The sequence below is a fragment of the Psychrobacter coccoides genome (genome assembly GCF_017498085.1).
Classification (GTDB): Bacteria; Pseudomonadota; Gammaproteobacteria; order Pseudomonadales; family Moraxellaceae; genus Psychrobacter; species Psychrobacter coccoides.
In genome coordinates this window covers 20,252-46,635 of record NZ_JAGBKM010000022.1, presented here as the reverse complement: position 1 = coordinate 46,635, position 26,384 = coordinate 20,252, and the positions used below count along the sequence as shown (strand labels likewise).

Annotated in this window: 17 protein-coding genes and 1 pseudogene; 9 read left to right on the top strand and 9 right to left on the bottom strand. The window is 46.0% G+C overall.

Going from position 1 to position 26,384, the window contains the following annotated elements; all coding sequences use genetic code 11:
• Nucleotides 1-192 precede the first annotated feature (192 nt).
• Both J3492_RS11090 and J3492_RS11085 read left to right on the top strand, forming a co-directional pair.
• The gene (locus tag J3492_RS11090; RefSeq protein WP_207992119.1) at nucleotides 193-5,013 is read left to right on the top strand and encodes an NAD-glutamate dehydrogenase; all 4,821 of its coding nucleotides are present in this window, start codon (nucleotides 193-195) and stop codon (nucleotides 5,011-5,013) included.
• 94 nt (nucleotides 5,014-5,107) lie between these two features.
• On the top strand, nucleotides 5,108-5,746 hold the full coding sequence (locus J3492_RS11085) for an HdeD family acid-resistance protein (protein WP_207992118.1): 639 nt from the start codon (nucleotides 5,108-5,110) through the stop codon (nucleotides 5,744-5,746).
• A 255-nt stretch (nucleotides 5,747-6,001) separates the two neighbouring features.
• On the opposite strand, the gene J3492_RS11080 is transcribed toward J3492_RS11085, so the two are convergent.
• From J3492_RS11080 to J3492_RS11050, 7 genes are all read right to left on the bottom strand, one after another.
• Nucleotides 6,002-7,096 (bottom strand): WG repeat-containing protein, encoded by a 1,095-nt coding sequence (locus tag J3492_RS11080; RefSeq protein ID WP_207992117.1) that lies wholly within the window; start codon nucleotides 7,094-7,096, stop codon nucleotides 6,002-6,004.
• Nucleotides 7,097-7,129: 33 nt separating this feature from the next.
• Nucleotides 7,130-11,038 (bottom strand): SbcC/MukB-like Walker B domain-containing protein, encoded by a 3,909-nt coding sequence (locus J3492_RS11075; protein WP_207992116.1) that lies wholly within the window; start codon nucleotides 11,036-11,038, stop codon nucleotides 7,130-7,132.
• 99 nt (nucleotides 11,039-11,137) lie between these two features.
• Nucleotides 11,138-12,772: an exonuclease SbcCD subunit D C-terminal domain-containing protein gene (locus tag J3492_RS11070; protein WP_207992115.1), complete on the bottom strand. Its 1,635-nt coding sequence runs from the start codon at nucleotides 12,770-12,772 to the stop codon at nucleotides 11,138-11,140.
• 140 nt (nucleotides 12,773-12,912) lie between these two features.
• Nucleotides 12,913-14,661 carry a uroporphyrinogen-III C-methyltransferase gene (gene cobA / locus J3492_RS11065; RefSeq protein WP_207992114.1) on the bottom strand — a complete coding sequence of 583 codons (1,749 nt, stop codon included), beginning with the start codon at nucleotides 14,659-14,661 and terminating at the stop codon, nucleotides 12,913-12,915.
• Nucleotides 14,662-14,907: 246 nt separating this feature from the next.
• Nucleotides 14,908-15,546, bottom strand: a complete 639-nt coding sequence (locus J3492_RS11060) for a phosphoadenosine phosphosulfate reductase domain-containing protein (protein ID WP_207992113.1) — start codon at nucleotides 15,544-15,546, stop codon at nucleotides 14,908-14,910.
• A 66-nt stretch (nucleotides 15,547-15,612) separates the two neighbouring features.
• Nucleotides 15,613-16,209: a DUF934 domain-containing protein gene (locus J3492_RS11055; RefSeq protein ID WP_207992112.1), complete on the bottom strand. Its 597-nt coding sequence runs from the start codon at nucleotides 16,207-16,209 to the stop codon at nucleotides 15,613-15,615.
• Nucleotides 16,202-17,893 (bottom strand): nitrite/sulfite reductase, encoded by a 1,692-nt coding sequence (locus J3492_RS11050; protein WP_207992111.1) that lies wholly within the window; start codon nucleotides 17,891-17,893, stop codon nucleotides 16,202-16,204. The genes J3492_RS11055 and J3492_RS11050 overlap by 8 nt, the downstream gene beginning before the upstream one ends.
• Nucleotides 17,894-18,334: 441 nt before the next feature.
• On the opposite strand from J3492_RS11050, the gene sat reads away from it, so the two are divergent.
• A complete protein-coding gene (gene sat / locus J3492_RS11045) occupies nucleotides 18,335-19,588 on the top strand; it encodes a sulfate adenylyltransferase (RefSeq protein ID WP_207992110.1) in 1,254 nt (417 codons plus the stop codon).
• A 111-nt stretch (nucleotides 19,589-19,699) separates the two neighbouring features.
• On the opposite strand, the gene J3492_RS11040 is transcribed toward sat, so the two are convergent.
• Entirely contained in the window at nucleotides 19,700-20,215 is a 516-nt protein-coding gene (locus J3492_RS11040) for a hypothetical protein (protein WP_207992109.1), read from the bottom strand.
• Nucleotides 20,216-20,503: 288 nt separating this feature from the next.
• On the opposite strand from J3492_RS11040, the gene J3492_RS11035 reads away from it, so the two are divergent.
• The 4 genes and pseudogenes from J3492_RS11035 to J3492_RS11020 form a co-directional block, all read left to right on the top strand.
• Entirely contained in the window at nucleotides 20,504-21,601 is a 1,098-nt protein-coding gene (locus J3492_RS11035; RefSeq protein ID WP_207992108.1) for a sulfate ABC transporter substrate-binding protein, read from the top strand.
• 204 nt (nucleotides 21,602-21,805) lie between these two features.
• Nucleotides 21,806-22,690 carry a sulfate ABC transporter permease subunit CysT gene (gene cysT, locus J3492_RS11030; RefSeq protein ID WP_207992107.1) on the top strand — a complete coding sequence of 295 codons (885 nt, stop codon included), beginning with the start codon at nucleotides 21,806-21,808 and terminating at the stop codon, nucleotides 22,688-22,690.
• Between the two features lies 1 nt (nucleotide 22,691).
• On the top strand, nucleotides 22,692-23,690 hold the full coding sequence (gene cysW, locus J3492_RS11025) for a sulfate ABC transporter permease subunit CysW (protein ID WP_243453231.1): 999 nt from the start codon (nucleotides 22,692-22,694) through the stop codon (nucleotides 23,688-23,690).
• 74 nt (nucleotides 23,691-23,764) lie between these two features.
• Nucleotides 23,765-24,484: pseudogene (locus J3492_RS11020) on the top strand (sulfate/molybdate ABC transporter ATP-binding protein); the annotation flags it as partial.
• Nucleotides 24,485-24,607: 123 nt separating this feature from the next.
• Here the strand turns inward: J3492_RS11020 and J3492_RS11015 are convergent.
• Nucleotides 24,608-24,922 (bottom strand): ArsR/SmtB family transcription factor, encoded by a 315-nt coding sequence (locus tag J3492_RS11015; RefSeq protein WP_243453230.1) that lies wholly within the window; start codon nucleotides 24,920-24,922, stop codon nucleotides 24,608-24,610.
• A gap of 520 nt (nucleotides 24,923-25,442) precedes the next feature.
• On the opposite strand from J3492_RS11015, the gene J3492_RS11010 reads away from it, so the two are divergent.
• Entirely contained in the window at nucleotides 25,443-25,634 is a 192-nt protein-coding gene (locus tag J3492_RS11010) for a (2Fe-2S)-binding protein (RefSeq protein WP_207992104.1), read from the top strand.
• 235 nt (nucleotides 25,635-25,869) lie between these two features.
• On the top strand, nucleotides 25,870-26,358 hold the full coding sequence (gene bfr, locus J3492_RS11005) for a bacterioferritin (RefSeq protein WP_207992103.1): 489 nt from the start codon (nucleotides 25,870-25,872) through the stop codon (nucleotides 26,356-26,358).
• The last annotated feature ends 26 nt before the right edge of the window (nucleotides 26,359-26,384 follow it).

Genomic DNA, 26,384 nt, shown 5'->3' with positions numbered 1-26,384 from the left:
CTAAGTTAATGAACCAAAAGATAGGCAATAGGTTTACATTAAAATTAAAAATATAGCTATGGAGAGTGGTTTTCAGCGTAACTGAACACCAGGCTACTCAAGAAAAAACATACCGTTTAAAAAATCAATAACGACATAAGTATGGATGGGTAATAAACTTTAAAACAACACTTATCAAAAGGACTAAAGGTCATGTCTAACTTTCTTGGAGTCACGGAAGAACGTATCGGCCAAATCAGCGATATTGCTACTAATTATGTGCAAACAGAGCAATCATTGCTTGATAATTTTATTCACAGCTATTATGAGTTATTACATGATGAGGTGGCTTCTGCTATTGGCAATGCTGACTTAGCAGGGATGGCGCTTCATCACTTTACCTTGCTCAAAGCCTATGATGGCAGCAAACCTGAGTTGGCTATCTTTAACCCCATTGCTGAAGAGCATCACTTTCATAGCTCTCACAGTATCATTCAAATGGTGGCGTATGATCGTCCGTTTTTAGTCGATACCATGTTGATGAGCTTGGAGTCTGAGGGTATCGATGTCCATCGTATTTACAATACGATCGTCGATGTTGAGCATCATGAAGATGGTAGCCTCGCTAAGATTAATAGTGCACATGAAAGCGCCACCTCGCATATGTCATTGATTCATTGCGAGATCGCTTATCAAGATACTGAAAACTTAACAGCACTACATCAGATACTGTTAGATAAAGTCGATACGCTAGATACTGTGGTTGGTGACTGGAAGCAGATGCGTACACGTCTGACTGAAATAAAGGATGATTTAGCACAAAAGCCCTTGCCTGAGGTCTATTACTCGCAACAAGAGATACAGGCGTTTTTAGACTGGATATTAGATGATCACTTTATCTTTTTGGGATATCGGGAATATCGCTTAGACACGAGCAATGAAGGCAGCAAAGATGCCGATTTAAATCTATATGCTATCGGCAATAGTGGGCTTGGGTTATTACGGGGCTCGTCGGAAGACAAGCTCTCAGAAAGCTTTAGCAAGCTACCAAAAAACCTAAAACAGCTGCTCACTGAGCCACGGGTACTCATGCTCTCTAAATCGAGCCGTGTCTCGCCTGTACATCGCCCTGTTTATATGGACTTTTTGGGCATTCATGGGTTTGATGATGACGGTAACTTGGTTTGCGAATATCGTTTTATTGGTTTATTAACATCACAAGCTTATCAGCTGCGTGTACAGGAAATCCCTCTACTGCGTGAAAAAGCCAACAAAATCATGGCGATGGCCAAGCTACCAAGTGCAGGCCATGCTTATTATAAAATGATGCATATCATCAACACTCTGCCACGTGATGACTTGTTTCAAGCCAGCGTAGAAGAGCTGTACCCCATCGTTTCTGGTATCAGTCAGTTGCAGGATAAAAAAAGCCTGCGCTTATTTAGCCGTATTGACCATTATCAGCGTTTTGTCTCCTGTTTGGTCTATATCCCACGTGATAAGTTCAACACTGAGTTACGACTTAAAGTACAAAAAGTCCTAAAAGACGCTTACGGCGGTACTTCTTCTGGATTTACCACTGAGTTTAATGAATCTGATCACGCCCGCGTTCATATCCATGTGCGTACTGTGCCAGGTCAAATAAATGAGGTCGATACTGCCGCCCTTGAAACCAAGCTAACCGCACTGATGGAGTCGTGGTCTGATCATTATCAGCGCATGCTGCTTGACAATGTCGGTGAGCAACAAGCCAATACTCTAAAGCGTCAGTTTTTAGAGCACATTCCTGCCGCTTACAAGGAACGTTTTGATGCCCGTTCTGCTGTCGAAGACACCAAGCGTCTGGCAGCTTTGAGTGATGAGCAGTCGATGAATTGGCACTTGTATCGCTCTACGGGTGATGCTGGCAATATGTTGCATCTCAAGCTATACGGCCGTGAACAACCTGTCATACTGTCAAAAGTCCTGCCTATCCTTGAAGATTTTGGTGTATCCGTTATCTCTGCACAAACTTATGAGTTTGATTTACCACATCAACCGATTTGGATGCAAGAGTATGATCTTATTCTAGAAAACGTCGATACTGTCAATATGCAAGTGGTCGGTAATCAGTTTGAGGACAGCCTAAAGCAGATTTGGGCAGGACGAGTAGAAAGCGATCCTTTTAATGAGCTGATACTGACGACCGAGCTGGGTACTTATGATGTGGTCGTACTACGTGCACTATCGAGCTATATGCGTCAAGCACGAGCGCCGTTTTCTAGTAGTTACATTCAACAAACTGTGGTCAAGTACAGCGATATCAGTGTGGCGCTTAGCAATTTATTTGATGCCCGATTTAATCCAAAACACGGTGATGAGCGCTCACAGAAAATCGCTCAGATGCAAGAGGACATCACCACAGCGCTGACCAATGTAGACAGTTTGGACGAAGATCGTATCCTGCGTTGGTACTTAGATCTGATCAATGCCATAGTGCGTACCAACTTCTATCAAGTCGATGAGGCTGGCGAGCGTAAAGACCGTTTGTCATTTAAGTTTTTGGCGGCCGATATCCCCAATCTGCCCAAGCCCAAACCCATGTTTGAGATATTTGTCTACTCGCCGAGAGTAGAGGCGGTGCATTTGCGCGGTGGTAAAGTGGCCCGTGGGGGTCTGCGCTGGTCAGATCGTATGGAAGATTTTCGTACTGAGGTGCTCGGCTTGGTTAAAGCCCAAATGGTCAAAAACGCCGTCATCGTCCCCGTTGGTTCAAAAGGCGGTTTTATCGTTAAAACCAAAACCATGGCAGATGGTCGTGAGGCCTTTCAAGCGGAAGGGGTAGCCTGTTATCAAGCGTTTTTACGCGGCATGCTCGATGTCACCGACAATATCGTCGATGGAAAAATCGTCCCGCCAGCCAACACCGTACGCCATGACGAGGATGACCCGTACTTGGTGGTCGCCGCTGATAAAGGCACAGCAACATTTTCTGATATTGCCAATGCGCTATCTAGTGAATACAACTTTTGGTTAGACGATGCTTTTGCCTCAGGGGGTTCAGTAGGTTACGACCACAAAGCCATGGGTATCACTGCCCGAGGCGGCTGGGAGTCAGTCAAGCGTCACTTCCGTATGCGCGGCATGGATATCCAAAACCGTGATGACTTTACTGTGGTCGGTATCGGTGATATGAGCGGTGATGTCTTTGGTAATGGCATGCTCAGATCCACCCACACCAAACTGGTCGCTGCCTTTAACCACCTGCATATCTTTATTGATCCCAATCCAGATCCTGCTGCATCATTTGCAGAACGCAAGCGCTTATTTGAGATGCCACGCTCAACATGGGATGACTATGACAAATCACTCATCAGCCAAGGTGGCGGTGTATTCTCACGTCAAGATAAAGCAATCACCATCACCGCTGAGATGAAAGAGGTTTTCGCCATTGACGCAGATAGTTTGGCACCAAACGAGCTTATCAGCGCCTTACTAAAAGCACCGGTAGATCTCATCTGGAATGGAGGGATCGGTACCTATGTCAAAAGCGCTAATGAGAGTCATGCCGATGTCGGCGATCGTGCCAATGATGCTGTGCGAGTCGATGGTAAGGACCTGCGTACGGCCATCGTCGGTGAAGGGGGGAATCTCGGCTTCACCCAGCAAGGCCGTATCGAATATGCACAGACAGGTGGCCGCATCTATACCGATGCGATCGACAACTCAGGCGGTGTTAACTGCTCGGATCATGAAGTCAATATCAAAATATTGCTTGGTAAAGTCGTTGAGCAGGGTGATATGACGCTTAAACAGCGCAATGAGCTGCTGGAATCCATGACTGATACCGTAGCTGATTTGGTACTGCGTCAAAACTATCTGCAACCTCAAGCGCTGGAGCTGAGCCAAATACGGGCTACCGAAAACCTAAATAACCATCAACGCTTTATTCAGATGCTAGAAGATGAAGATAGGTTAGATCGTGCTATTGAATATTTGCCATCAGATGAAGAAATAAGTGAGCGTCAAAAGGCCGGCACTGGTCTGACCAATCCTGAGCTTGCCATCGTTATGGCATATGGCAAAATGTGGGTATATGACAATCTACTGTTGTCTGATTTGCCCGACGAGCCGTATTTTGTCAATGAACTGCGTAAATACTTCCCAGACGAGCTGGCGACACGGTTCTTTGACGAGATGACTGAGCACCGATTGCACCGTGAAATTATCAGCACTTATCTGACCAATAGTGTGGTCAATCGTCTGGGCATTGAATCGCTCTTCCGGCTCTACGAAGAAACCGATCAATCCATTGCGACTATCGTCCGTGGTTATGCCATCAGCCGTGATGTCTTTAATGTCGCCAAAGCTTGGAGTGTACTTGAAGCCTTGGATAACGAGGTTGATGCGACGCTACTATTAAAACTTGAGCTGCGTCTGCGAGATGCCCTAAAGCAAGGGGTGGTATGGTTTACTCATACCTTTGGTCAAGAGTTACAAGTCGCTGATATGATCAGTCGCTTTAGAGAGAGTGTGGAGAAACTAACCACCTCTGGCGGCTTTATCGAGCAGCAATTTGCTCAGTATTTGCAAGAAGATGCCAGCACTTTGATGCAAGATGGTCTGTCTGAGAGTGATGCGACGATGTTTGCGACACTGCCTTATCATGTCGATGCGCTTGATGCCGCCTTGCTTGCTGAGCAGTATGAGCGTCCTGTCGATGACATTGCGTCCTTGTACTTTGAGGCCTATCATGCTCTGCATCTTGACTGGATGATGGATCGTATCACCACTTTACCTCAGCAAGACTACTGGGATCGCCGTGCCCGTTTTGCGCTTGTCAATGAGCTGTCACGCAGTTTGCGTATGCTGATGGATAGTATACTGTCAAAGCCAAAGGCTGAGCAGGCGTTTAGTGAATGGCGCACACGTCATACCGATCAGTTGGCGGCGATTGAGGCTGAAATGGATAAGCTTGAAGCCATCGATGGTGAGATTGGCTTATCGACGTTGTCCGTGCTGATGAGCGAGTTGAGTAGTTTGGTGACTAAATAGGCTATTTGGTAAACGATTGACACAATAAATCCTGCTACCCTTTATCATTCTCTTATTATTTATAACATCATAAAAGAGTGATAAAGGGGAGGTCATGAGTACGCATATCTTTAGAACCATTAGAAACTCAGTCAAACACTGGTATATACCGCTTATCGTTGGGGTGATTCTCATTGGATTGGGGATTTATACTTTTGTTGCGCCAGAAGCGTCTTATTTAGCGCTGGCTTTATTATTTAGTCTCTCGTTTTTGCTTTCAGGCATATTTGAGATCCTGTTTTCTATCGCCAATAAAGACGTGTTAGACAACTGGGGCTGGACACTGGGCTTTGGTGTTTTGACCTTGGCCGTTGGTATATTGCTGTTCATCAATCCCGCCATCTCTATGATCACTTTGGCCTTTTATGTCGGGTTTTTAATTCTGTTTCGTTCTATTAGCGCCATCGGTTATGCCGTTGACTTTAAACGCTACGGTATCTCAGACTGGGGCGTGTTGATGCTGATTGGGGTGTTGGGATTAATATTCGCTTTTTTATTAATCTGGAATCCTATCCTCTCTGGCATGACGGTGCTTATTTGGACAGGTTTAGCCTTGATTACCAGTGGTGTTTTTAGTGTTTATTTTTCATTCAAACTCAAAAAGCTGAATGATCTGCCCAATAAAATCTCTGATAGACTGCGTAATCAGATAGAGTTGGTGCAACAAGAAGTTAATGAAGAGCTAAGAAGATAACCTGAAAACAGTCTTATGTTTTAAACCAAAGCCACCGCTAATCATTAGTGGTGGCTTTTTATTGGCTGACTATTCCCAGAATAAAATAAAGGTCATAAAATTAACACCTAACTGCTTAAATACATTGATAAGCGTAGGCTGTGGTTTTAGCCCAGCATTTCAACTCTGCAAAGTTTTAAGCTGGGCTAAAGCCACAGCTTACAAAGAGAGTTTCCCTAACAAAGATTACCAATCAAATAATAGTCAAAACCACACTTAATCTAAATCAATCAGACTGTTTAAACGTATCGTTTCGCCATTCTTTTCAACCCAAACCTCATCCCCGTCATCAGGATAACTGTTAAATTGTGGCGCCAACACCACGTCAGCTTTACTATTAACAAACCCAATCTTGCCAGCCTGTTTATAGGTATAGAGCTGATGGTATAACAGCTTACTAATAGGTGCGTCTGATGAGAGTCTCAGTTTGCCATGGGCATCAATAATTTGGGCGCTTTCGATATCGTCTTCAATATCCTCGCTCATGCCCTCGGCGCTACTGCCAGCGATCAAAGTACTGCGCAAAAATAATGGCACCTCATCATAGCTGTTAAACAACTCAATGTGTTGGTGGGTTGCCAGTGGAATGATGATGTCGTTATTTTGATCAATAAGTGCCGTTTTATCTTGTGAGCTGACTTGCAAGTATAGAGGCTTGCCAGTACAAGCGTTTAATGGGCGCATCGAATCGTACTGCGGCATCACTGCCCAATACCCTCTATCATCCAGCAGCCCTGTCAGTCCTTTATCATCAGTGATTGTAAAGAAGTCTTGATCATAATCAGGGTCGTAGTGTGCGTGTTCGATTTGAACATCTGCTAATGGATAAATCCAGTCACCATGACGATTGATGATACCTTGTTTGGTAGTATTGCTGGCATCGTCTGAGGTGTGAAGACTGACGATAAAGCTGGTGGCAATATCTGGCTCGATGTGAATCTCATCATACTTAAAAGGCACGATAATCTCGCCAGCAGCGTTTGCCACGCCATATTTACCTTGCTGTTTGGCCAGTAAATATGTGTCCATTACTATATAGGCATCGGTGAGACTATCTAAAACAACGTTGCCGTTTAGGTCTTGTAGCTGCTGCGACCCATCGGCTTGTTCAGTCAGCTTGCCTGCGAATGGGTCGTTATTGGCAATACGCTCAAAATAGCTATTGGGCAGATAGCCGGCACAGTTGATGGTGGCGTGAGCAGAAGTGAGCATACCGAAAGCGATCATAAAGGAAGCACACGCTGTTTTGAGGCTCATGCTTTTGATGGATAAGCGATCATCCTTGTTGGCTTGAGTTGGTCTTGCACTCATTTTAAAACCTACTATAAATTGCTGGTGTATGGCTTAATGGCCAAGATGATAGCAGCCTTGACCAGTGATTTGACTGAAGCCGCCTGAGAGTTTTTCGACCTTGATTTGCGTCAAGATACGATCCTTTAACGCCTGTACGTGGGAGATGATTCCGATCAATTTACCTTCTTGCTGTAAGTTGGTCAGCGTATCAAGCGCAATATCGAGCGAATCCTCATCAAGCGTACCAAAACCTTCATCCAAAAATAACGAATCGACACGGATATTATGACTGGCCATTTGTGACAATCCAAGTGCTAGTGCTAGGCTGATGATAAAGCCTTCGCCGCCGGAGAGGTTTTTGGTACTGCGAACCTCACCGCCTTGGTAGTTGTCAATGACATTCAGCTCAAGCGGGTTGCTGTCATCGTGAATCAGCAAATAACGGTCGCTCATTTTTTGCAATTGCGTATTGGCATGGCCAATCATGACTTCAAACGTTAGGCCTTGGGCAAAGGTGCGGTATTTTTTGCCATCAGCTGAGCCAATTAACGTATGTAGCTGTTGCCACACTTGCAGCTTTTGTCTTTGCTCATCAATGGCGATCAGCTGCGCTGCTTGTGCGCCTTTTTGCTGCTCGTTGTCTTTAAGCTTTTGATCAATGGCACCGATTTTTTGGTTTAACTCGTCGATATCTGTTTGTATCTGCTGATATTGGTCCGCAAGTGTGGTGCGGCTGTGCTGCGTCATAGGTGTTGCAAGACTTTGCGTCAGTGCTTGCTGCGTACTGTCCAGCTGCAGCTGAGCTTGATGCAGCGCAGTATCAATCGCTACTTTACGTTTATGTAGGGCGTCACGCTCCTCTTTGGGCAAGCGGGCTTTGACAAAAGCGGCTTCATCGACAAAATCGGACGCTGTGAGTAAGTCTGTAAAGATACTTTGCTGCGTGTTCAGGGTGGTCGTCGCCGACTGTAGCTCTGTTGCAAGCTGCTGCTCTCTACTCTTTAATTGTTCTAATGTCTGTTGTACGGTATCTAGCTGCCTTTGCGCTACTCTTTGCTTATCTTTAGCAGCATCGACAGCATTGCGTAATTTATTTTCTTCATCATCTGTATCTTTATCTGCAAAAATCTCTGTTCTATCTTGTTTTAATTGTTCGATAGCCTTGGTCTTATGAGCAATTAAGCGCTCTATCTCGTTGAGCGCTGTTTCTTCACTGTGCAGCTGTGCTTGCTTGGTTTCAATCTGCGCCGTCAGGCTACTTAAGGTGTTGGTCAGCTGCTGTCGGCTGTTTTTTTGCTCATTGAATTGTTGTTTTAACTGACTTAAAGCGCTGCGCTGTTGCCGCAGTTTTTCAATATGACGGTCATATGCTGCGCTGTCTATTACGGTTTGCTTATCAAAACTATGACCCAGCTGCGTAAGTGCGTCAGATAAGTCTGCCGTATTGAGCGCTGTGGTTAAGTATGCTTTATGTTGGTCCATGGGATACTTATTTACCAGGGCTGAAATGGTGCTCAGCAGAGGCGTTAATTCTGAGAAATTAGCAGTGATCTTATCTTTTATCCCATCAATTTTTTGTGAGTTAAGCTTAATATCAGTTGTCAGGTTGTTAATGTCATGACTGACCGCTTGTTGCTTTTTTTCATCAGCTTCAATAGCCGTACTGAGTTTTGTCGCAGTTTCAGTTAGGTTGTCATATTCGATTACTATGGTTTTAAGAGACTGTTTATGTTCAGTTAGATCGTGTTTGGCGGTATCTAATAAGGATAAGCTAGGCTCTAGGTTCGCAGTAGCCGTATCAATGTTATCGTTTATCTGCGTAAGTGGGTCGATAATTGCTGCGATTGTTTCAGAGTAGTCGTTCTTAGTCTCAAATAGCGAATGTAGGTCAGACTGGATATCCTCATGTAAGGTTTTAGATTGTTGCTGTAGAGGCGCTAGCTGTTGCTGCTGGTTATTTAGCGTCTGTTTTTTGGTGGCATATTCGATATTGTATGTCGATAACGCCTGCTCAAGGTTGTCAATCACAGTCTCTAGTTCAGCGATTTTTTGCTGGGTGTGTTGCGTCTTAGAGGGTTGGTGTTGGCTGGTATCCTGGTGACTGCGGTCTAATAATGGATGATGCTTGCCATAAGGATGTTCAGTGGCGCCGCAAAGCGGGCAGGGCGATCCATGTTCAAGCTCTGCGATGTAGTCTTCAAGCTTAGCGACCTTTTGTAGTAGACTCAGATGCTCTTGCTTTTCTTGCCGTTTGAGTTTGGCGTCTTGAATGTCTGATCGATGATCAGCAATGAGTTTTTCTAAGGTCGTTAACTCTTCATTGAGCGTCGGTAGTGAACGTTTGGTATTTTCGATTTGGCAGGCAAGATCGGACAGCTGCTGTAATTTAAAGCTGGCTTGGGCAATCTGAGCGTTGATTTGGTCGACTTGCTCCTGCTCAAAGCGCATACTCGCAAGCGATTGTGCTTCGATAAGTGCGGCTTGCTGCTGTTGTACGCCCGTAAGCTGCTCACGTTTATGCTTAATTAATAATTCATCTGCGGCTTGTCGCTTAGACAGCTTGTCAAAATGAGCTTGTAGCTGGCTGGTTTTTTCATCATGTGTCCGCTTATCTGCTGCCAAGCGAACATTGTCATCCAGCAGCGCCTTTAATCGGCCACAGCTGCTATCAAAGGTCGCCATATCGGTATCGAGGTCGTTTAGTGCTTGATTAGCGCTAAAGTACTTATCGATACTGCTAAGCTTGGCTTTCGCTTGTTGTTCGGTCTGATGGTGATTGGAAATCTCTTGGCGCAACTCTTCAATACTATGAACAAGCGCGTTTTTACGCTGCTGATCATCCGCCAAAGCAGTGCCATACTGCTGGATATCATTATCAAGCGCCCGTGCTTTTATGATGATAGGTAAGGTCGTTTGCAAATCGTTGGAGGTCTGCTCGGTAAGGCTATTGATGCTGTGTAAGCTGGCAGTCGCCTGCTGAAATGCTGCTTGTTTATTGGGAATAGTGTTAAGTAGCACTTGTTGCTCATCTGCGATCCGCTCTACCGTCTCTCGGCTATAGCCAAGCTTATGAAACTGGCTGTCAATCTCTAACGCTTTACTGGCCAGCTCCAAGCGCTTTGCCTCTGGAGTAAATTCTATCTGTGCATGCTGCGCTGCGGCAAAGTCTTTTTGATAACTCGCAAGGCTCTGCTGTAGCTGCTCAACCTGCTCCAGCCACTGCAGCTGCTCACTTACGGTTTTAAAGCGTTGGCGCTGCTTACTTTGTTGCTGGTTAAGCGCCTCAAGCTCTGCTGCCAATCGCTTTTCATCCTCAGGACTCAGTAAAGATAGGCTATCCACGCCTGCCTGTAGTTTGCCAAGCGTTTCTTTTTCAGTACGGTGTCTCTCATGGACATTGAGCGATATTTTGGCATAGATGGCAGTACCAGTGATTTTTTCTAATATCGCCGCTCTATCACCGATATCCGACTTCAAAAATGCGGCAAAACTGCCTTGAGCCAACATGATGGAGCGGGTGAATTGATTAAAATCCATACCGATAAGGTCTTGGATATAGGCGGATGTCTTGGACTTTTTTTCTTCTAAAATCTTGCCAGTTTTAACCTCACTGATCTCATGTTTGATCGGTAATAAATTGCCCTTGGCTTTTTTGTGCGCACGATGCTGGTACCAGTAGCATTGATAACGTGTAGAGTCGATCTCGATGATGACTTCTGCTGAGCATTCACCTGTACCTTGGGTCATGATCTCGTTGGTTGAGCCGGTAATGTCGCCCAGTCGTGGCGTTTGGCTATAGAGTGCTAAACAAATCGCATCTAAGATGGTGGTCTTGCCAGCGCCTGTTTGCCCAGTAATGGCAAAGATACCTTCATTCAAAAAAGCAGGATCACTAAAGTCAATGTGCCATTCGCCTTTTAGGGAGTTGAGGTTTTTTAGTCGCAGTTCAATCAGTCGCATGAGCAGGTCTTATTTTTAGATAGGTCTATAGAGTGGTTATCAAAATGATAGTAAAAAGCAATAAAGCAATGAGTAGCGAGTAGTTGACATGAGCGGCTGTTATTCCGCCTGAGTGTCTTCATGACGCAGGTTATATATGATTTGCTGATAGGCTTCTCGCAGGGCATTTTTTTGTTCATCTGCGACCTCGTTAAGAAGCAAACAGCGCTCAAATACCTCTTCCTCATCCAAGTCTTGTAGTGTCTCAGAGGTTTGCTGCTGGTTTAGCACTTTATTATAGGTACGGGTGTTTTTTATTTTTAGTACCTCACACGGCAACCCATCTACCATCGCTTGGATATGCTCACGTAACTCGCTGACCAGCTCGTCACCTGTGTAAATCACTTCGAGCCAAACAGACTCCGTGTCATCTAAAGACTGAGTAGTACTATCAATCGCCTGTTGGATAGACTGTAGATCACCTGAGACTTGTGCCAATCTTTGAAACGTGGGAATAGGCAAGGAAGCGATCTGCATCTGACATGATTTGTCAAAATGCAGTCGCTGAGGTATTGACGCAGCAGCTGAAGGAGAGGTTGTTTTTGAGTCAACATCATTTGAATTGAGGTCATCAACCTTGCGTTCTTGCTTTACATGGTGTTCGTCTACATTGCTTTTGTCGCGGCCCTCATTGTCTACTGAATCATCAAAGCCAAACAAATCATCCATAAAGCCACTCGTCTGATTGGCTACTTTTTTAGCCGCTTTTTCTACCGATGTTTCAATTGTGGCAACTGTACTCGTGATCTGAGGCACATTGCTTGCAATGGTATGAGCAGCGGTATTGTTTGATATTGGTTTTTTATCACTAAACTCGTTTTTTACTGCGCCAAACTGTATGAGCAACACTTGTTTTTGCTGGCGTGCCTCACCAAAACCCATCGCAATCGGCGAACCTGAATAGCGAATGCTCTCACGGCCGCCGACCCGCTGCGGCACATGCAAATGCCCAAGGGCGACATAATCAAAGCCCTCATCAAACATATCAGCAGAGATCTTGCCGAGTGAGCCGACATAAAGCTCACGTACGCCGTCGTCTTCGGTCGTCGTGCCGCCAGCTGCAAATAGATGACCTGTGGCAATGATCGGAATATGGCGTTGGTGGGATTTTATTAATTGAGCTTGCTTGGATTTAGCGATACTTGCCACGTCATCATAATGGGCGCGAATGCCTTTGATGACATTGGCGTCTTTGCTGTCCATCGACTCGCCAGCGCTGCTGCTACGGACATCACGATCACGCAGATAAGGCACAGCAGCGATAATGCAGTGCGGCGTGCCGTCCGTGTCATCTAATACCAAGACCTCATCGTTTAAATCCTCGCAAGCGGTGCCAATGACATGAACGTTTAAGAACTTAAGCACATAACTTGGTGCATCCAAAAAAGTCGGGGAGTCATGATTGCCTGCGACGATGACGATATGCTGGCAGCAGGAGCGTGAGACTCGCCCCAAAAACTCATAATACAGCGCCTGCGCTCGGTTGCTTGGGGTCATGGTGTCAAAGATGTCGCCGGCGACAATCAGTACATCTACGTGTTGCTCGCTAATGGCGGTTTCAAGCCAATCCAAAAACGCTGCAAACTCATCATAGCGCATACGACCATAGAGCCTGCGCCCCAAATGCCAATCGGAGGTATGTAAGATGGTGAGCGGGTTAGTAGGCAGGGATTTGGTATCGGCAGGTGTGAGCATAGTTAAGTTTAAGGGTATTTAATAGAAAGCTGTCATTCTAGCAAGAATTGTTGTGGTTTGCTTTGTACAAGCGCATAAAAAACCCTGCCAATAACATATTGGCAGGGCTATATTATAGTCCGTTCGAAATCAAGCAAACATTATCCAATCACCAACTGCTCTAAATCTTCTTCTTGCTGAGCAGCCAAATTAGCGATCATAGAGAGCGCATGGGCTTGCTGGTCTATCGGGTTTTTTGCATTTTGGTCCGTGATAGCTGTTCCTGCACGTAACCAGTTAGCTTCTGTATCGCCGGTATCTTTATTATGTTTGTTGTACCACGCCAAATCATCATGCAACGCCACCACATCCCCCATGATAAGTAAAGCGGGCGTGGGCAGCTGGTTTTGTTCTTGCAGCTCCACGATACTCTCAAGCGTACCGGTCAATACTTGCTGGTTGGGCATACTGGCATTAGAGACGATGGCAATCGGTGTCTCAGACGAGCGGCCAGCGTTTATCAAACCTGTCGTTAAACGTGCCAGTGAATGTAGGCCCATATAAAATACCACGGTTTCATTGGTATCAAGTAGGTTTTCAAACTTCTCATTGGGCGCACCCGCCTTTAAAAACCCAGTGACAAAGCGCACCGACTGCGAATGATCACGGTGCGTGAGTGGAATACCCGCATAGCTTGCGGCGGCATTGGCAGCGGTGATACCAGGCACGACTTGATAAGGAACCCCATGCGCCCGCAAGCTTTCAATCTCTTCGCCGCCACGCCCAAAGATAAAGGGATCGCCACCTTTTAAACGTACCACACGGCGACCTTGTTTGGCGCTATTGATGAGCAGCTCGTTGATGCCTAATTGCGCTACCGCATGGTTACTACGCTTTTTGCCGACAAACACTTTATCGGCATCACGGCGGCACAGATCCAATACTTGCGGAGAAACTAGGGCATCATAGTAGACAATATCTGCTTGCTGCATCAGACGCAGTGCCTTAAACGTCAAAAGCTCTGGATCACCGGGGCCTGCACCAACGATATAGACTTCACCAACAGCGTCTTGGGCTGATCGAGTCTGATTGATATTGTTATTTCGAATAGTAGTATGTTGAGTAGTCGTTAATTCATCTGTTGCTACAGGCGCAGTGGCCGATAGTGAACCTGTGCTGTGTCTCTTATTATGCTGGCTAGTCGTCGTGGCAGGACTATTAGCAGGGTTATGGGCATCAGGGTCAACGCTATGATTAGTACTGTTTTTAAGCGCTGCTACTGTATTGTCTAGATCTGCTTGTAGCTGTGCAGTGGCCTCACGCTCATTACCGGCAAACATCAGCTGACTGACCTGACCTTCAAAGGCACGCTCCCAAAACTGCCGACGGCCTGTCAGGGTTGGGATTTTACGTTTTACCTCGCTACGGAACTCACCAGCCAGCTTGGCCAGCTTGCCATAGCCTTGTGGAATGAGGGTCTCAAGACGTGCGCGCAGTAGACGTGCCAACACGGGCGCTTTGCCATTCGATGAGATGCCGATGACGATGGGATTACGATCGACGATAGCGGGGAAGATAAAGTCACATAAATGCGGGGTATCAACCACGTTTACCGGAATATTGATTGCGGTGGCGTCAGCGTGAATTTGATGATTGAGTGTCTCATCATCCGTGGCGGCGATAATGACTCGTGCACCTGTCATATAGGATTTATCATAATTTTTATAAATCAGCTCGTGCTTATCGTCTGATAGCAAGGCTTGTATCTCAGTGCTGATATCTGGCGCTAGGATGGTAATGGCAGCCCCAGCACGGCTAAGCAAATCTGCCTTACGCAGCGCCACATCGCCGCCGCCCACGATCAGTACCTTGCGGTCTTCTAGTTTAAAAAATAATGGAAAGGTGTTCATAGCATCACCAATTATGTATTCAATGTCGTAAAATATGCATCCATTATGAGGTATCACAGGCACACGCTCACCTAGTGAATTGGCATTAGCATAGTCGTTTTTGTCATGTTGATTGTGATTTTTGGTGGAATGTGGCATAGAGGAGGAGATAGTGTTAAGAGCGCTTACGACAAAAAGGCTCTCTTAAAAGTGTAAAAGAGCCTTTTAAACAGAGCTTTTTAAACGATGAGTTACGGTAACGCTTGATTATAACTGCGTGTGCAAGCCACACTCACGGTGCTCTTCTACTTTAGTCGGATCAAAGTAATCAAACTCATTTGGCAAATTATGCTCATCTAAATACACATCTAAATCGCTATCGGTTTTTTCAAATAGCGGCGCTACTTTTAGCACGCCGTCTTTTGATAGGCTAAGCACATCAAGTCCTTGACGAAATTCGGTCTGATCCTTGCGAATGGCATTGAACCAGACGTCAGGCTTTAGCTCATCGAGTGCACGGCGAAACGGCTCAAGTTTGACTTGCTCGGTGAACTTGTCGTGTTGCTCATCATTAACACCTGGGATACCATTCATCGTGACATCACGATGGGCAGCCGTCTGCTTAGGGATATAAGTAATGACATTGAGGTCTAAATCTTCGATCACCTTATTAGCAAAGCGGTAAGTGGCATCGGTGTTATAACCAGAGTCTACCCAGAGTACAGTGATATCAGGTTTTTGTTTGGCGACCAAATGCAAGATAGCAGACTCGTAAGGACGGAAATTGGTGGTGATGATTGGGTTTTTCGCTTGGGTTAGTGCCCACGCCACAATTTCTTCTGGTGATTTGCCTTTTAAGTCTTGATTGGCTTGGTCAATGTCTAGGTTTGGATGTAACTGGCTCATAACACGTTCCTTAAATGGGATGGAGGTAATAAAAATTTAGAGAAAACTTAATAAAGGATTCAAAAACTAAGCACCGGAAAACATTGGCAGTGCGGCGGCGTTACGACCGTCATAACTGCTAGCAAGCGCAGTAAATGCTTGAGAAATATCAAAGTCCGACTGTAAGTCGTGTTCACTGAGCACAAAGCTGTCGACGCCCACACGCAGTAAGTAAGCAATTTGATCACGGCCAAATGCGCCTGCAACACGAATCTCCCCTTGATAGCCGATTTGGCGCAGTGTTTGAGCGAAGCTAAAGCCACGACCATCCGCGAATTTGGGCACATGTATGACGATAAGCGTCTGCTTTGAGAGCAGCTCACTCAGTGCTGCCAGCGCCTCTGTGTCCGTATCAGCAGTCACCCATAGACCAGTACGGCTACTGTGCTCGACTATCAGCTCATACACTTCTTTCACCAACCCCGTTGCCAGTGCCCCTGAGCCGTCCAACAGATCGGCCAGCGGCACAAGCACATCAGGCTTTTCTTGTTTTTGTAGCAGCTCAAGTAGCGTCAGCTCTATCGAGGCGATACCATCTGGCAGCGTATCTGTGGCGAGAGCATGCCAGCTGTCTTGAGCGCTAATATCGACGCCGCTACTATCCAAGATATGATGATTAGCCATAGACCTTCTCCTTAAAGGGATCAATTCCGACACGCTCAACCAATTCGCCAAAGCTCTCGACATCATTGTCCGTGGTGGCTCGCAGCTCGACATAGACATCGACGATCTGTTGAATGGTATCTGCCACCGCTTCGGTAGGGACGGAGCGGCCCAGTATTTTGCCCAGCTTGGCATCGTTACTTGAATTGCCGCCAAGGCTGATTTGATACCAGTTTTCGCCTTTTTTATCGACGCCGAGGATTCCGATATCGCCAGTATGGTGGTGGGCACAGGCATTGATACAGCCCGACATATTGAGACGAATATCACCAAGATCGTAGAGGTAATCCAAATCGCTAAACTGCTTTTCGATTTGCTCAGCGATATTGTGGGTGGTGGCATTGGCCAGCGAGCAATAGTCCCAGCCTGGGCAGACGATCATATCGGTTAAGGTATTGATATTGGGACGCGCCAGATGTAGGTCAGTCAGCTTTTGCCATAGCTCATACAGCTGATTGGTTTGCACGTCAGCGAAGACCAGGTTTTGCTGATAGGTGCCACGCAGCTCGCCAAAGCTGTATTGGTCTGCAAGATCAGCGAGTGCGTCCATTTGGGTATGGGTGACATCACCTGATGGCACGTATTTACCATCGACGAGACCTGCCTTTAGGGAGATGACAATCGCTCGGTAGCCTGCAACTTTATGCGCCACCGTATTTTGGTTGTACCAATTGGCAAAGTCTTTATCCGCACTTAATTGCTGCTGCAAATCAGACTGCGCTTGTAGTGCATCAAACTCTTTATAATCAGGCTCACTAAAAAAACTGCTGGCATGCTCAAAGTTGGCATCTGTCAGCGTTAGTGGCCCGTCTTTGGTATGCGCTTCCCACTCGGCATCGACCAATTTGGCAAAGGCAGGGCCGCCCAAGGTATCGACCAAAATCTTGATGCGTGAGCGGTATTTACTGCCTTTATCACGGCGACCATGCAGGTTATAAACCCGTAAAATAGCATCCAAATAGCTCAGTAGATGCTGACGGGGCAAGAACTTATTGATGACTTTGCCAAGCACAGGAATACGACCAAGACCGCCGCCGACCAAGACTTCAAAGCCAATCTCACCATCTTCGTTTTTCTTGAGATGCAGACCAATGTCATGCACACGGGTGGCCGCACGATCATTTTCAGTGCCAATGACGGCAATCTTAAATTTACGCGGCAAAAAAGCAAACTCAGGATGAAAGGTTGACCACTGACGAATGATTTCGCAATACGGACGTGGGTCGGCAATCTCATTTTGATGAATACCAGCATAGGGGTCGGTGGTGGTATTGCGAATACAGTTGCCTGAGGTTTGGATAGAATGCATTTGTACTGAGGCCAGCTCTGCCAAAATATCTGGCACTTCTTCTAGCTTTGGCCAGTTCAGCTGCATATTGGTACGGGTGGTAAAGTGGCCGTAGCCTTTGTCGTATTTGCGGGTAATCTCAGCCAATTTGCGCAACTGGTAGCTGGCAAGCAACCCATAAGGAATGGCGATACGCAGCATAGGCGCATAGCGCTGGATATACAGACCGTTTTGTAGACGCAGCGGCAAGTACTGCTCCTCGGCAAGCTCGCCTGCCAAAAAGCGCTCGGTTTGGTCACGAAACTGGGCGACTCGTTCTTCTACCAAGGTTTGGTCAGCGTAATTATATTGATACATGACGTAATCTCAATTTTGTTTTAAACATAAATGCGGCGACGAAAATGATTTGCGTGTGTACTGTTTTTTTGTACTAAGTTGTGCGTACTAGGGCGTGTCTTTATTTCAAAAATGGTGATAAAAATGAGATAAATTGCGGACAAACAAGGAAAATAGCGCCGTTAATATCGGGATATTAACCAACTATTTGACGATGTTTGGCAAAATTTGGCCATTTTTAGCCCATTTAGATAACTATCGAGTGAATTGAAGACACGCCCTAAACTAAAAGGTGTCGCAAGGTCAATCATTGAATCATTGAGTGTCACATCATATAAGCTTGCCTCTATAAACATAAATTCCTTTAAGACATATCCATATCCAAAGTCAGCATAAATTTTCATAATCAAAGTTCGGTAGCCTATGCCTATTCGATTTATTCGCTGCTATAAGGTTAAAAACATGACATTTACTACTACGCCTAACCAAACATCAAAACTTGTGCCGCCACATGGCAGCAAAGATCTTAAGCCGTTATTGCTAAAAGGTGAGGCGCGCCATCACGCACTAAAACTTGCCAGCACCTTGCCGACGATTACCCTCAGCTCACGTGAGCGTGGCGATTTGATTATGCTCGGTATTGGCGGCTTTACCCCGCTAAATGGTTTTATGAATCAGGCCGACTGGCAAGGGGTGGTCGATGACATGCGTCTGCAAAGCGGCGACAATGCTGGCTTGTTTTGGCCAATCCCGATCACATTGTCCGCACCGAAGGCGACGGCTGATAGCTTGAGTCAAGGCGATAAAGTGGCACTGGTGGCAAAAGATGGCGAGATTATGGGCATCTTGACGGTAGAAGAGAGCTATACCATTGACAAAGCCCATGAGTGTCAGCAAGTCTTTACTACCACCGACAGCGAGCATCCGGGCGTGCAGCAAGTACTTAACCAAGGCGAGGTCAACATCGCAGGCAGTGTCGAGGTGTTGAGCGAGGGCGAGTTCCCAACCTTATATCCTGAGATTTATAAAACTCCAGCGGAGACTCGTGCCATCTTGGACGCCAAAGGCTGGAAAACGGTCGCCGCCTTCCAGACCCGTAATCCGATGCACCGCTCACACGAATACCTTGCCAAGATTGCTATCGAGATTTGCGATGGCGTGCTGATTCACTCTTTACTGGGTGCACTCAAGCCTGGCGACATCCCAGCTGAGGTACGCCAAGAGGCCATCAAAACCTTGATTGACAATTACTTTAAGCAAGATACCGTCATTCAGGCAGGCTATCCGCTCGATATGCGTTATGCTGGGCCCCGTGAGGCACTGCTGCACGCAGTGTTCCGTCAAAACTATGGTTGTAGCCATCTGATTGTCGGCCGTGATCACGCTGGTGTCGGTGATTATTATGGCGCCTTTGATGCGCAGACGATCTTTGAATATGTCGGCAAAGATGATTTGATCACGCAGCCACTCAAGATTGGCTGGACGTTTTGGTGTAATGCTTGTAGCGCCATGGCGTCCGATAAGACTTGCCCGCATGATGCCTCTGAGCACGTCAAAGTCTCAGGCACTAAACTGCGTAAGGCGCTATCAGAGGATCTCGAAGTCCCCGACAACTTCAGCCGTCCAGAAGTGCTTGAGATACTACGTAACTACTACGGTAGCATCGCTCGTGAAGAACGTGCTGAGATCAAACTCACGGGCGCATCTGCGGTATAGAGCAAAATTGATTTTTTGATAAACATCACTCATAAAAAAAGGTGGCAGAATATAAATCTGGCACCTTTTTTCTTATCTCATTTTATTATCTAAAATAGGCAATTAAAGCTATTAATTGAGCGCTAAATCACCCTCAAGCTTCTGATAGTCGCCAACGAGTGAAGCGCCACCCGAACAAAAATAATTCAGCGCGTACTTATCTTGGCTATCAATGGTCAACATCCCATCTTTAAACTGAAAAAACGCCGTGCTGTCATTGACCTTGGTTTGAAAAATCACACCGTGTGCTTTGTCTTGACCCATTAAGCTGGCGGTGCCGTCAAACTGACACGTTGGTTTTTTGATGTCGCTACGTGCACGTACCTTGATATCGATCTGCTCATTGCCCGCCGATCGTACCATCACGCCCACCCAGTCATAGCCTTGGCTGCGGTTTTCATAACCTGCATCGGCATAATCGCCAACTACTGCTTGCACCATAGGCGCAGCGGCTTGCTCAGGCTGAGTGATGGGCATGTTTGGCATGAGTGGTGTCACGTTGTTGCAAGCGCTTAAGCTCAGCATGGTCATGGCGGCTGTCGTCCCTGCTGCCAATACACGAGAAAAACGAGTCAAAGATGCGATCATTTAAGTACCTTTTAAGTGAGTAATAAGAGTGGGTAAAGATTTATCAAAGATAGTAGCGCTTAGCGACCAGCTCGTCTATAGCTCAAGCAATACCATAACTTGCTTAACAGTATCTGTTAATGCTTTTATTGTTTCTGTGCTCAGCTGTATTTTATAAACGCTTGATAAGGCTGGCTTTATCCTTTGGTTATTCCCTTTTGGCAATAACATACGCATATTCATCATTAAACATAATAAGATGGCGCTGTTAGCATACTTGCATTACCTAACAGCATCTTTGAGGAAAGTATGACATACGCCGCCCCATATCAACAAAAAAGTAAAACTCGCAGCGCTCTCAGCATTGCAGGCATAGCCTTGAGCTTAGGTCTGGCTGCCTGCAGCAATAATGATGCAGTCGACACCACCGCAAACGCTGATGATACGGCGGCTGCAGAAGGTCAAAACATCGAGCTACTCAACGTCTCTTATGACGTTGCCCGTAATTTTTATAAAGATTACAACCCGCTATTTGTAGAGCACTACCAAAGCGAGCACCCAAATAGCACCATCACCGTCAAACAGTCACATGGCGGCTCAAGTAAGCAAGCCTTGTCAGTGGCCAATGGTCTACAAGCCGACGTTGCCACTATGAACCAAGGCTCTGATATCGAGCTACTAGAAAAAGAGGGTTTGGTTGAGTCAGACTGGGAGAGCAAATTCCCTGATAATGCCGTGCCTTTTACCAGCACCATCGTGTTTTTGGTACGTAAAGACAATCCAAAAGGCATCAGTGACTGGGAAGATTTGACTCAAGACGGTCTTGAGATCGTTATGGCCAATCCAAAAGTCACGGGCAATGGTCGCTATGCCTTCTTAGGCGCTTATGGTTATGGTCTGCATGCGTTTAATAACGAAGAGGCACCAGCCAAAAAATACGTAAAAGAGATGCTCAAAAACGTCAAAGTCTACGAAAACGGTGGCCGTGCAGCAACCACAACCTTTGTGCAGCGCGGTATTGGCGATGTATTAGTAACCTTTGAAAACGAAGCCAACTTGGCGGCGACTGATTTTGGTGCCGGTCAAGTGGATATCGTCTATCCAAAATACTCGATCAAGTCAGAAAGCCCTGTGGCCATTGTAAAAGCCGTCACGGACAAAAAAGGCACCACTGATGCAGCAAAAGCCTACTTGGACTATTTGTGGAGCGAGCCGGCCCAGCAATTGGCTGCTGATTTATATCTGCGTCCAAGCGTACAAAGCGTACTCGATAAAAACAGTGACAAACTGCCACCAGTTGAGACTTTCCGTCCAAATGATGCTTTTGGCTCATGGGATGAGATCATGAGCACTTACTTTAGTGACAATGGCGTCTTTGATCAATTAGCGATCAATGCACCGCAGTAAACAGTAAGCACTGCATTAAACAATAAGCAGCGCAGTACCTAGAGCGTTACTCTAGCGCAAGAGAAGCCGTGGTAAACAAAAAAGGACATGGTCATCTACACCATGTCCTTTATACCGTAAGCTCAGCTGACCTAGCATCATCATCATTAAGTAGATTGCTCAATATTTTGTTACGTACCATTCGTTAGGCAATAGGACATCACTATGAGTGCAACCGCTTCATCCGCCCACAAAGCCCCTGCCAAAAAAGGCTGGCTGACCCGTATGCGTCAGCGCAACGTGCTGCCAGGGTTTGGGCTGAGCATGGGTATCACGGTTTTTAGCTTATCGCTACTGGTGGTACTGCCGTTTGCCATGATGGCCTATACCACGACGCAAATGGGCTGGACGGGATTTTGGCAGGCCATCAGCCAACCACAGGTGACGTCTGCGATCAAGCTGAGCTTATGGATGGCGTTTGCAGCGATGCTGACCAATATGGTGTTTGGTACCTTGGTCGCTTGGGTACTGGTGCGTTATGAGTTTTGGGGCAAATCCTTAATCAATGCCTTGGTGGATCTGCCGTTTGCACTACCGACGGCGGTGACGGGTATCTCGCTTGCTACCCTGTATGCGCCCAACGGCCTAATCGGTCAATGGTTTGCCAAGTTTGATATTCAAGTGGCCTTTACGCCTTTAGGTATTTGGCTGGCTTTGGTGGTGGTGAGCTTTCCGTTCATCGTGCGGGCGGTGCAGCCAGTACTCGCTGAGCTGTCGGTTGAGTTTGAAGAGGCGGCGGCGGTACTGGGCGCCAATCGCTTGACCACGTTTCGCAAAGTGATCTTGCCTGAGATGATGCCAGCCTTACTGATGGGGGCTGGGATGATGTTTGCCCGTGCGACAGGTGAGTACGGCTCGGTGATTTTTATCGCCGGCAACATCCCGATGGAAACTGAGATTTTGCCGCTGATTATCATCAGTAAGCTCGAGCAGTTCGATGTTGGGGGCGCATCAGCCGTGGCACTATTTATGTTGTTGATTTCGTTTACCATCTTATTGACCATCAATATCGTACAGTGGAAACTGTCTCGCCGCGTAGGAGCTCGCTGATATGCAGATATCCAATAGCTATGATTACCAAAGCAACCCTGCGACCAAAGACACGCCGTGGATACGTCGCACCTTTATCACCATTGCTGTGCTGTTTATGGTGGTGATGCTGGTCGTGCCGCTACTTGCGGTGTTTTATGAAGCCTTTAAAAACGGCTGGCAGCTGTATATTGCTTCCTTGGTCGATCCTGAGGCCTTACAAGCGATTAAGCTGACCTTGATCACTGCGGGCATCGTGTTACCGATCAATATGGTGATGGGAATTGCGATTGCTTGGCTGGTGACACGTTATCAGTTTAAAGGTAAGCAGCTGGTCACCACCTTGCTTGATTTACCATTTTCGGTATCGCCTGTGGTCGCAGGCCTCATGTTTGTGTTGTTATTTGGTCTCAACTCTACTGTGGGCGGCTGGCTTGAGAGTATGGGTTTTCAGGTGATATATGCGGTGCCAGGTATTGTGTTAGCGACATTATTTGTCACCTTCCCATTTGTGGCACGTGAGCTGATACCGCTGATGCAGACGCAAGGCGATAGTGAGGAGCAAGCGGCGCTGACATTGGGCGCGAGTGGTTGGCAGACTTTTTGGCATGTGACGCTGCCCAATATCAAATGGGCGCTGCTTTATGGTTTGATTTTGACCAATGCCCGAGCGATGGGCGAGTTTGGAGCAGTCAGTGTAGTGTCCGGTCATATTCGCGGTGAGACCAATACCATGCCACTACTGGTCGAGATTGCTTATAACGATTATAACTTTACCGCTGCTTTTGCGCTATCAAGCCTGCTTGCGGCACTAGCACTGGTGACACTACTGATTCAGCAGGTCATGACCAAATTACAAGCGCGTAAATTTGCCAAGTCGGCACGGATTGAAAACATTCCTAAGCTTGAAGTTGGTACTACAGTGGACTTAAGCGAGGCTGGCACGACCGATCACAACAAAACGGACCGTACAGACGATACGGGTAGTGGTCTAAAAAGAGCCATGTCCAATAACCGTTAATGCCTGTGTCTAAGCGATAGCCTCAGTTTTGGGGTGATGACCATCACACAATATAGAATAAGAGAATGACATATATGAGTATCGAGATAAGAGGCGTTAATAAAACCTTTGGTGACTTTACTGCCTTAGACAATATCAATATCACTGTACCGACTGGCAAACTAACCACTTTGCTTGGGCCGTCAGGCTGCGGTAAGACCACCTTGCTACGCATCATCGCCGGTCTTGAGTATGCAGATTCAGGGCAGATATTATTTGACGACTTGGATGTGACCAACACCCCAGTACAAAAGCGTCATATCGGCTTTATGTTTCAGCACTATGCATTGTTTCGCCATAAAAACATCGCTGATAATGTGGCATTTGGCCTGACGTTATTACCAAAAAACAAGCGTCCTAGCAAAGCCGATATCAATAAGCGTGTAAATGAGCTATTAGAGTTGGTGCAGTTGCCCCAAGTAGCCAACGCCTATCCGCATCAGCTCTCTGGTGGACAGCGTCAGCGTATAGCACTGGCACGTGCCTTGGCAGTCAAGCCCAAGTTATTATTGCTTGATGAACCATTTGGCGCACTCGATGCCAAGGTACGTAAAGAGCTGCGCACGTGGCTAAAAAACATCCACCACGAGCTGGGTATCACCAGCATCATGGTCACTCATGACCAAGAAGAGGCAAGGGCGGTGTCTGATGAGATCGTGGTGATGAACCAAGGACGAGTAGAGCAGGTAGGTACCTCAGAGGCGCTGATACACCAACCGGCCAATGCTTTTGTCAGCGATTTTTTAGATTTGGCTTAATTGGATACAGCGAACACGCCAATGCCTGAACACCGGTTGGTGCATAAGCTATACAACGCCATAAAAAGGACCTATAACTTATCATAGGTCTTTTTTATGCCATAACGTACAGTCTTAAACTTACATCTCTTCAGCGAGGTGCTTGTAGTCTAAAGCATGATAAGTGGTTTCTAGGATACTCAAACACCACTCAGGTAGATTGTCTGCCATTTCGTACCACATCCATGTGCCATCACGTACACAATTGAGAATTCCAAGTTTTCTGAGGTGATTCAGATGGCGAGATATGGTTGGCTGCGGCTGATCGAGAATTTCGACCAGTTCACCCACACAGCGAGCCTCTTTTTGAAAGAGGATGTGAAATAGTTTAAGACGCGTCGGGTCAGAGAGTACTTTAAATAAATCCAGTGGTTCTATGGTGATATTGTTAGACATAAGACTTTCCATATAGTGATGAGGTCTGATAAAACCTCTATGACTAGTGAGCCCTCATTTGCGATTAGATGACTTTACACCATCATAAATAAGACAGGAGAAAAGGTTTCACAAATATAGTGACTGATCTTTAGCAAATAAAGAGGGTTGAATCTATATATGCATAGCAATAAATATACCAACTTTAATGTCTTTAGTAATATTTATTTAAATGATTTTATATAATAAATAACCATTTGTCTGCATAATAGCACCTTTTGTCTCATCTAGAAAAGTCTATTACATTAAACCACTGTAAGATTTAGTATTCGCTTACATGAATACAAAAATATTAACATTTTATTGAGTGGTCTATCGCAGACAAATAACGGTTAAAAGTTATTGCAAATAATAATAGTTATCGTTATCATGAATATATCAATGATTGACATGATACTTTTAACAGCGTAATTGATCGTCTGATAGGCGGCTTTGTCATGTTTATGATCATAAATACTGTCCCATCTTACGGAGTGAGACTATGCATGTATGTATCTGCAATAATGTAAATGATAAACAAATCAAGACAGCGATTGCCTCAGGTGTTGACACCCTAGAGGGGTTAAAACAAACGCTTGATGTGGCCACATGCTGCGGCTGCTGCGAGCCAATGGTCAATGATTACCTAGATGAGCACCACGCCAAAATTGATGCACTGGCGTATGCAGTATAAAGACCGTTAGCTTAGATGCTCTAGATATTGGCTGATTGTGACTTTCAATTGGCCTTTTTTAGTGGGTTTTGGTGCATAACGTCACAAACTGGAGCATCTCAATATGCTACTATGTCTATCTTAGGGCATAAGATGCCTCATCGACTCTAATCGTTACGGATTAGTTTGCCAATAGCATATTATTGGTATGCAACTTTTCAATACCAATGACAAAATAAGCATAGGAGTATAACTAATGACAGGCAGTCAGAAGGTTCTAGATTATTTAAATTTTCTGTTAGGTGGAGAGCTTGCGGCTCGTGACCAGTATTTTATTCATTCAGAGATGTATGCTGAGTGGCATTACGGCAAGTTATTTGATCGTATCAATCATGAGATGGAAGACGAGACCTTGCATGCTCAGGCTATTATTCGCCGTATTTTGATGCTCGGCGGCACGCCTAAGATGAGTGTCAATGACATCAAGGTCGGGAGCAGTGTTCCTGAAATGCTGCAATTTGATTTGGATTTAGAGTATCAGGTACAGCAAGATTTAAAAGAGGGAATTGCGCTTTGTGAAGAAGAGCACGACTATGTCACCCGTGACATACTGGTCGAACAGCTCAAAGACACTGAAGAGGATCATGCGCATTGGCTTGAGCAACAACTGCGCCTTATCGATATGATTGGCCTGCCCAATTATCTGCAAAGCCAAATGGGTGAAATCAGCCCAAATCTTGCTTAAGGTGATATACGATAGAATCACCTTAA

Coding starts and splice junctions, on each gene's coding strand:
- J3492_RS11090 (WP_207992119.1), top strand. CDS start 193: ATGTCTAACTTTCTTGGAGTCACGGAAGAACGTATCGGCCAAATCAGC.
- J3492_RS11085 (WP_207992118.1), top strand. CDS start 5,108: ATGAGTACGCATATCTTTAGAACCATTAGAAACTCAGTCAAACACTGG.
- J3492_RS11080 (WP_207992117.1), bottom strand. CDS start 7,096: ATGAGTGCAAGACCAACTCAAGCCAACAAGGATGATCGCTTATCCATC.
- J3492_RS11075 (WP_207992116.1), bottom strand. CDS start 11,038: ATGCGACTGATTGAACTGCGACTAAAAAACCTCAACTCCCTAAAAGGC.
- J3492_RS11070 (WP_207992115.1), bottom strand. CDS start 12,772: ATGCTCACACCTGCCGATACCAAATCCCTGCCTACTAACCCGCTCACC.
- cobA (WP_207992114.1), bottom strand. CDS start 14,661: ATGAACACCTTTCCATTATTTTTTAAACTAGAAGACCGCAAGGTACTG.
- J3492_RS11060 (WP_207992113.1), bottom strand. CDS start 15,546: ATGAGCCAGTTACATCCAAACCTAGACATTGACCAAGCCAATCAAGAC.
- J3492_RS11055 (WP_207992112.1), bottom strand. CDS start 16,209: ATGGCTAATCATCATATCTTGGATAGTAGCGGCGTCGATATTAGCGCT.
- J3492_RS11050 (WP_207992111.1), bottom strand. CDS start 17,893: ATGTATCAATATAATTACGCTGACCAAACCTTGGTAGAAGAACGAGTC.
- sat (WP_207992110.1), top strand. CDS start 18,335: ATGACATTTACTACTACGCCTAACCAAACATCAAAACTTGTGCCGCCA.
- J3492_RS11040 (WP_207992109.1), bottom strand. CDS start 20,215: ATGATCGCATCTTTGACTCGTTTTTCTCGTGTATTGGCAGCAGGGACG.
- J3492_RS11035 (WP_207992108.1), top strand. CDS start 20,504: ATGACATACGCCGCCCCATATCAACAAAAAAGTAAAACTCGCAGCGCT.
- cysT (WP_207992107.1), top strand. CDS start 21,806: ATGAGTGCAACCGCTTCATCCGCCCACAAAGCCCCTGCCAAAAAAGGC.
- cysW (WP_243453231.1), top strand. CDS start 22,692: ATGCAGATATCCAATAGCTATGATTACCAAAGCAACCCTGCGACCAAA.
- J3492_RS11015 (WP_243453230.1), bottom strand. CDS start 24,922: ATGTCTAACAATATCACCATAGAACCACTGGATTTATTTAAAGTACTC.
- J3492_RS11010 (WP_207992104.1), top strand. CDS start 25,443: ATGCATGTATGTATCTGCAATAATGTAAATGATAAACAAATCAAGACA.
- bfr (WP_207992103.1), top strand. CDS start 25,870: ATGACAGGCAGTCAGAAGGTTCTAGATTATTTAAATTTTCTGTTAGGT.